Consider the following 1,307-nt stretch of genomic DNA (forward strand, 5'->3'; position numbering starts at 1 on the left):
CCTCGCGGGCCCGATTGTGGGCAGGGTCTCCACCGAGGGTTCTCCCGGCGTGTCATGAAGGGGTCTTTCCTGACGGATCACGTCAGGAAAGACCCCTTCATGACACTGTGGACGGTCAGCGCAGCCCGGCGATCTCTTGCAGTTCCTCGATCAGCTCGGTGACCGACGTCAGCCGCTCCGGCAGTCCCCGCGAGTGGAACCACGCGGCGATGTTCCGCACGTCCCGCGCGAGGAACTCGAGCCCGCCCGGATTGGCGACGATGTCGACCACCTGGGGCAGGTCGATCACCATGATCCGCTCGCGGTGGACGAGCAGGTTGTACGCCGAGAGGTCGCCGTGCGCGAGCCCCTGCGACGCCAGCAGTTCCAGCATCGCCGAGGTCTGGAACCACAGCTCCCGCAACTGTTCCGGCTCCGGCCGGACCTGCGCGAGCCGCGGCGCCGCCGTCTCGCCGTCGCCGAGGAATTCCAGCAGGATTTCGGTTCCGTCGCGCTGCACCGGGTACGGCACCGGGGCGCCGACCGTCCAGAGCCTGCTCAGCGCGCCGAATTCGGCCACCGCCCACTGTTCGGCGATGAGGTTGCGGCCGAAGCTGCTGCGCGACTCCATGGCCCGCATCTCCCGCGAACGCCGCATCCGCCTGCCTTCGAGGTAGCCGGCGTCACGATGGAACAAGCGGTGCTCGCCACTGCGGTACCGCTTGGCGGCCAGCACGATGCCCTCGGTGCCGGGCAGATTGCGCCGGACGAGGTGGACGTCCGCCTCCTTGCCGGTCTTGAGGATGCCGAGTTCGGTGTCCACCGCCGCCAGCTCGGTGATCACCCAGTCCGGCCGGGGCTGCGGCCCGTGCTCGGCGTCTCCCCAGGTGCTCCAGCGGTCGGCGCCGTCGGGGATGGCGGTTTCGGTGTAGGCGTCCTCACGCAACCGTGCGAGCCGGACCTTTTCGGCTTCGGTGAGCCGTCCGCCGCGGGTGGGTTCGGGCTCGTCGTCGAAACGAGGACGACGGATACGGCGAGGACGTTGTTCGTAAGACTCTTCGAGATCGTGCTTGCGCACTGGTGGGTTCTCCTAGTCAGGGGTGCCCCACCGGGCGAGCGTCGTGGCTCCGCGCTCAGCCGCGAGGGGCGAGTGGATGGGGGCGGACAACGCCCCGGACAGTCATCAGCACGAGGCACCTCCCTGTCGCATCCACCGGCTCCCTGCCGGATCGCGCACGATCATCTCGGACACCCTCAGGCGCGCGCAACCGAATTAATTCCGGGACGCTTACTCGTCTGCAAGTACATGAAGGCCCCCTTCCTTGCGC

At 68.3% G+C, this 1,307-nt stretch carries 1 protein-coding gene; it reads right to left on the reverse strand.

The window, feature by feature from the left end; all coding sequences use genetic code 11:
• Positions 1-115: 115 nt before the first annotated feature.
• On the reverse strand, positions 116-1,057 hold the full coding sequence (locus ACFWMR_RS42535) for a serine protein kinase RIO (protein ID WP_378382489.1): 942 nt from the start codon (positions 1,055-1,057) through the stop codon (positions 116-118).
• Positions 1,058-1,307: the final 250 nt, after the last annotated feature.

Origin of the sequence: Amycolatopsis thailandensis, assembly GCF_042723255.1 — a bacterium.
Classification (GTDB): Bacteria; Actinomycetota; Actinomycetes; order Mycobacteriales; family Pseudonocardiaceae; genus Amycolatopsis; species Amycolatopsis thailandensis.